Origin of the sequence: Phenylobacterium aquaticum (assembly GCF_947378715.1) — a bacterium.
In the GTDB taxonomy this organism is placed as follows: Bacteria; Pseudomonadota; Alphaproteobacteria; order Caulobacterales; family Caulobacteraceae; genus Phenylobacterium; species Phenylobacterium aquaticum_A.
The window spans coordinates 1-4,341 of the sequence record NZ_CANCLE010000232.1 but is presented as its reverse complement, the minus strand read 5'-3'; the positions used below and the strand labels follow the sequence as shown (position 1 = coordinate 4,341).

Annotated in this window: 7 protein-coding genes and 1 tRNA gene; 1 reads left to right on the top strand and 7 read right to left on the bottom strand. The window is 63.4% G+C overall.

Annotated elements, in window-relative coordinates; all coding sequences use genetic code 11:
• The coding region (locus Q7P21_RS19560) for a beta-N-acetylglucosaminidase domain-containing protein (RefSeq protein ID WP_304179974.1) at positions 1-743 on the top strand (743 nt) is incomplete at its 5' end.
• Between the two features lie 16 nt (positions 744-759).
• Here Q7P21_RS19560 and Q7P21_RS19555 read toward each other — a convergent pair.
• From Q7P21_RS19555 to Q7P21_RS19530, 7 genes are all read right to left on the bottom strand, one after another.
• Positions 760-1,374 (bottom strand): hypothetical protein, encoded by a 615-nt coding sequence (locus Q7P21_RS19555; RefSeq protein WP_304179972.1) that lies wholly within the window; start codon positions 1,372-1,374, stop codon positions 760-762.
• A 74-nt stretch (positions 1,375-1,448) separates the two neighbouring features.
• Positions 1,449-1,772 (bottom strand): type II toxin-antitoxin system RelE/ParE family toxin, encoded by a 324-nt coding sequence (locus Q7P21_RS19550; protein WP_304172417.1) that lies wholly within the window; start codon positions 1,770-1,772, stop codon positions 1,449-1,451.
• On the bottom strand, positions 1,769-1,999 hold the full coding sequence (locus Q7P21_RS19545; protein ID WP_304172415.1) for a type II toxin-antitoxin system ParD family antitoxin: 231 nt from the start codon (positions 1,997-1,999) through the stop codon (positions 1,769-1,771). The genes Q7P21_RS19550 and Q7P21_RS19545 overlap by 4 nt, the downstream gene beginning before the upstream one ends.
• A gap of 503 nt (positions 2,000-2,502) precedes the next feature.
• Positions 2,503-3,285, bottom strand: coding sequence for a hypothetical protein (locus tag Q7P21_RS19540; protein WP_304179969.1), 783 nt, complete (start codon positions 3,283-3,285; stop codon positions 2,503-2,505).
• Between the two features lie 114 nt (positions 3,286-3,399).
• Positions 3,400-3,690: a hypothetical protein gene (locus Q7P21_RS19535; protein WP_304172409.1), complete on the bottom strand. Its 291-nt coding sequence runs from the start codon at positions 3,688-3,690 to the stop codon at positions 3,400-3,402.
• A gap of 96 nt (positions 3,691-3,786) precedes the next feature.
• A complete protein-coding gene (locus Q7P21_RS20505) occupies positions 3,787-4,107 on the bottom strand; it encodes a DUF6538 domain-containing protein (protein ID WP_369695357.1) in 321 nt (106 codons plus the stop codon).
• A gap of 90 nt (positions 4,108-4,197) precedes the next feature.
• Positions 4,198-4,274 (bottom strand) — tRNA-Arg (locus tag Q7P21_RS19530).
• Between the last annotated feature and the right edge of the window lie 67 nt (positions 4,275-4,341).

Sequence of the window (4,341 nt, the reverse complement as noted above, 5' to 3'; positions counted from 1 at the left end):
GGGTGCGCGACCTGGCCATATTGTTCGACGACATGCGCGGCGACGTCGAGGGCCTGGCGCGCAGCCAGGTCGAGATCCTGCACTGGATCGCCGAACGCTCCGGCGCCGAGCGGTTGATCTTCTGCCCGACCTATTACAGCGACGATCCGGTGCTCGACGCCGTGTTCGGCGCCCGGCCGGCCGGCTATCTGGAGGAGCTTGGCCGCGACCTGGACCCCAGGATCGAGATGTTCTGGACCGGCGAGGAGGTCTGTTCGGCGGCCTATAGCGCCGGCCACCTGGAGCGGGTCGCGGGCGTGCTCAGGCGCCGGCCCATCCTGTGGGACAATTATCCGGTCAATGACGGGCCGCGGATGAGCCCCTTCCTGCACATCCGCGGCATGATCGGTCGGCCCGCCAGCCTGGCGCCGTATCTGGCCGGGCACGCGGTCAATCCGGCCCTGCAGCCGGTGCTGTCGCGCATCCCGCTGATCACGCTCGCCGACAGCTACGCCCAGGGCGAGGCCTATGAATACGCCCGCTCGACCCGCGCCGCCGCCCGCGAGGTGCTGGGCGGAGAGCTCGGCGACCTGGTCATGCGCAATCTCATGTGGCTGCAGGACCTCGGCCGCGACCGGCTGGAGGAGGCGGCCGGCCGCCTGCGCCGCCGGTTCGGCGAGATCGACCATGACGGGGCTCGCGAGATCATCGCCTGGCTGGACGGCGACTATGTGATCACCCGGGAGATGATGGAGGCGTCCTGAACCGCCCCCCCGCGCCTCAGGCGTCGCGGTCGGCGGCGGTGGGGGCCGGCTCGACGCGCAGCCGCTGGCGGAAGTCCTTCAGACGGGCGCGATAGCCCTCGGCGTCGCCATATTCCAGGAACTGGTAATAGCGCTGGTGCGGGTCGGTGATCTTCACCGCGTGCTTGATCGGGCACCAATATTGCTCGGTGCGGCTGGACACCTCGCGGACATAGGCCACCACCCCGTTGGAATAGGCGCAGAAGGCGCAGTTCAGCGCCTCGACGGCGTTGAGATAGGTGAGCTTGCCCCGGTCGAAGGCGATGTAGTCGGAGCGCTTCACCTGCGGGATCTTGTAGGCCCGGAAGCAGATCGCCTGATAGGCGCTGACCCAGGCGTCGAGGATGACCATGGGCACGATCAGCGAATAGATCACCGGGGCGGTGAGCACGATCGCCGGCGTCGTGGCGCCGAAATACTTGACCAGGGTCTTGCGCAGCTTGCGGTGCTCGGCGGCGATCCCCTGCTCGAACTCGCCGATCTGTTCCTTCAACGCCCAGCCGAGCGCGCGCCTGCGCTGTTCGATCTCGCGGTCGAGCTCGCCCTGCAGCCGCACGATCTCGGTGGCCAGGTCGTGCATGCGTTGGGTCATGAAGGGGTCCGGGGGTCAGGTCACGCGGGCGCGGATGCGTCCGGCGCCGCCGTCCTAGCATGGCGGGAGGGGCCTCAGGGCGGTGGCTGCAGCCAAGCCGGAATATCCTGGTGAGCATGGAGCACACGCCAGACGTCCACATGGCTGTCCCGCTCTATGTAGAAGATCAGGTATGGAAAGCGTCCGAGGAGGCGACTGCGCAGGCCGGGCAGATCGAGCTCTTGACCATACCGAGGTGAACCGGCGGCGGGTTGAGCGCTGATCGCGCGATAGGCGCTTTCCAGAGCGGAGATGAAACCCAGGGCCACAGTCGTCCCAGCCAAGGCGGCATACGCCTCAACGGCGGCTTCGACGTCCCGGCGCGCCGTCTCGCGCAGGACAATCGGCTTGTCGATCATCCGGGCTCATCGCCAACGGCGAGCGCCCGCAAACGATCAAAATAGTCCTGATCAACGGGCGCAGTCGGCATCGATGCGGCGCCATCCAGAAGCAACCCGCGCAATGCCATGCGACCTTGGTCTTTGCGGATCAGTTCTCGGACATATTCGCTGCTCGTGCTGTAGCCCCGACCAGCAACTTGCTCATCCACAAAGGCCTTGAGGGCTTCGGGCAAGGAGATGTTCATGGTGCTCATCCCGCGAAAGTATGGGTTTGGCAAAAAATGGCAATGTCCCTACGGTGCGACGCCTCAGTACGGCTCGAAGGTGTCCGGGTTCAGCAGGTCATAAATCTCGGAGATCTTTCGGGTCCGCTTCAGCTTGGCGAGCATGGGATCGAACTCGACCGTGGGCTATTCCGCAGTGGTTTTTAGGCAAGGCCGAGACGATTACCCTGTCGATGCGCTGGCCGAGGTTCGGCTGGGCAATGCCGCGATGATCGGACATCTATCGCTTTGGGCACGCCAGAACCTTCCATCGGATGCCGTCCTTACGAGAATTTTCGAGAAGATGGGCTCCGGCGCAGCGCTGCCCCTCGGGGACCTCCCTCAATTGGGTGTCGAACTAGGCGAGGCTAGCGGAAGTGGCGATCCCGACGTTCGGGGCTTCGCAAAAAGTTTCCTCGAACTCATCGGAGTTGCGGCAGCGGAAGGGGCCACGATATCGTTCGTTTAACGGGCCTGATCAAACCTCACGCGTAGACCGTTTTCCAAGCCTGCGTGAGGATCTCCCTGTCGGCCGAGTTTGCCCAGGAGGGCGCGCCGAGCGCCAACGCTGCATCCGTGAGGGCGGTGGATGCGGCATCCCAAGGCGGCGCAAGCCAGATATCTTCGTCATCGGATATAGTCGCCGCATCTCCATCCAGCTCTTTAGCCCGGTCAAAGACGACGGAATGGAGCACGCTCAAGCCGTCGTTTATCGGGGAACCGTATGTGCTGAGCAATAGGACGCCATCGAGCGACTTGGGAAAGGCGTCAGAAGGAACGCCTTGTTCTTGCATCCAGGCGCGCCACAGCCGGTCGCAGGCGTCGGCTGCGTCGGCATGTCGAGCGGACGCAAGCAATTCAGCACGCGATCTAACCAGGTTCGAAGCAGCGTCGAGGACTGGGAGTATGGCCTTCCCCCCAGGGCCAAATAGCTGGGAGGCGTCCTCTTCTCTGACGACCTTAACGGCCACCGCCCTCGTGTAGCGCGCGTGTGGGAGCGGAGCGCCCCCAAACGCGCGTTGATCCATAGGCGTAGCCGCATCGACGATCTGTACCCGCCAGAGGCGTCCCGGCCACTTTGCCACAATGACTGAGCCGGGATCATGATTGACCACGATCCACGGAGGGTGACGGTCTGGGATGCGGATCACCGCCCCTTCCGTTGCTCCCTGCATGGGCCCCTGGTCAGCTTGGCAGACATAGACGAGCCCCTCGGCTCCCTGGGCGGGCTGGGAACGACGTCCAAATGGCATCAGCTTTGAGAACATCTGTCCTCGACGCTGCCCGACGCGCTCGAAGTCGGCAATAGGTCGAGAGCGCAAGATGGCTTGTAGCCGGAGATTCGACCGTAGCCCTTCAAATGAGACGGCCAGAACAGCGACCTAGCGGCGGAATACGAGGCCAGGATTCCGGAGGGCTTCATCGGCGGCCAGTGCATCGAACACGTACGAGACGCCGCTGGTCTCCACCTGCGGCAAGTCTGCGACGATCTCCACCTCTCCGAGCGTGATGGGATCGAAATCGACCTCGTCCATAGGGCCTTTGCAGAAGTAGCTCAGATGAAGATGGCGGAGTGAGCTGTCCCAAGTCACGGTAACCGCGAGCAGCTTCTCGCAGGGGTTCGTGGCGAGGCGGTATCTGATGCTCGCTAGGTCTTCTTCCGTCAGATTCATCCGCCTGCCCTTGCCGTAGCCCTTGGTCTCCGCGGTCCAAAATCGTGGGGAGCAGCGCTTCTGCGGGACCTTCAATGCCTTGGTTTGGGTGCGACCCTAGCAATGGGGCTCCCATAGTGAAGTGGGAATCCGTCCAACGGCGCGGGATACATCAACTGTCGTTCGGAGTGTCGCGGCGGCGTGGAAGAGGGAGCTTTGCCAACGGCAGAGCGACTTATCTCGACGTACTTTGCCCAACACCGCCTGCGTACGCGTTTCTGGCTCATGTACGCCGTCGCCGAACGCCGTAGTGTGCAGCGACTTCTGGAGCTCGACCATCCCCAGCGCATCAGCCAGATCGGAAGGAATTCGGAACCGGACAGCATAGACCGCCCCCCTGCGCAGGAGGTGACGAGGCCTCAAACCTCCAGGGCGCATCAGTGTGGGACAGTGTTGTGGGACAGTTTCCCAACGGCCAACCGACCGCCAAACGACCCACACTGAATTATATAGGGAATTTGTGGAAAATGGCGCGCCCGGAACGATTCGAACGTCCGACCCTCAGATTCGTAGTCTGATGCTCTATCCAGCTGAGCTACGGGCGCGCAGAGCCTTACGGCAAGGGCGCGGAACCTAGTCGCGGCTCGCGAAAAGCGCAAGCCGGTCTGAGCA

Coding starts and splice junctions, on each gene's coding strand:
- Q7P21_RS19555 (WP_304179972.1), bottom strand. CDS start 1,374: ATGACCCAACGCATGCACGACCTGGCCACCGAGATCGTGCGGCTGCAG.
- Q7P21_RS19550 (WP_304172417.1), bottom strand. CDS start 1,772: ATGATCGACAAGCCGATTGTCCTGCGCGAGACGGCGCGCCGGGACGTC.
- Q7P21_RS19545 (WP_304172415.1), bottom strand. CDS start 1,999: ATGAACATCTCCTTGCCCGAAGCCCTCAAGGCCTTTGTGGATGAGCAA.
- Q7P21_RS19540 (WP_304179969.1), bottom strand. CDS start 3,285: ATGTTCTCAAAGCTGATGCCATTTGGACGTCGTTCCCAGCCCGCCCAG.
- Q7P21_RS19535 (WP_304172409.1), bottom strand. CDS start 3,690: ATGAATCTGACGGAAGAAGACCTAGCGAGCATCAGATACCGCCTCGCC.
- Q7P21_RS20505 (WP_369695357.1), bottom strand. CDS start 4,107: ATGCGCCCTGGAGGTTTGAGGCCTCGTCACCTCCTGCGCAGGGGGGCG.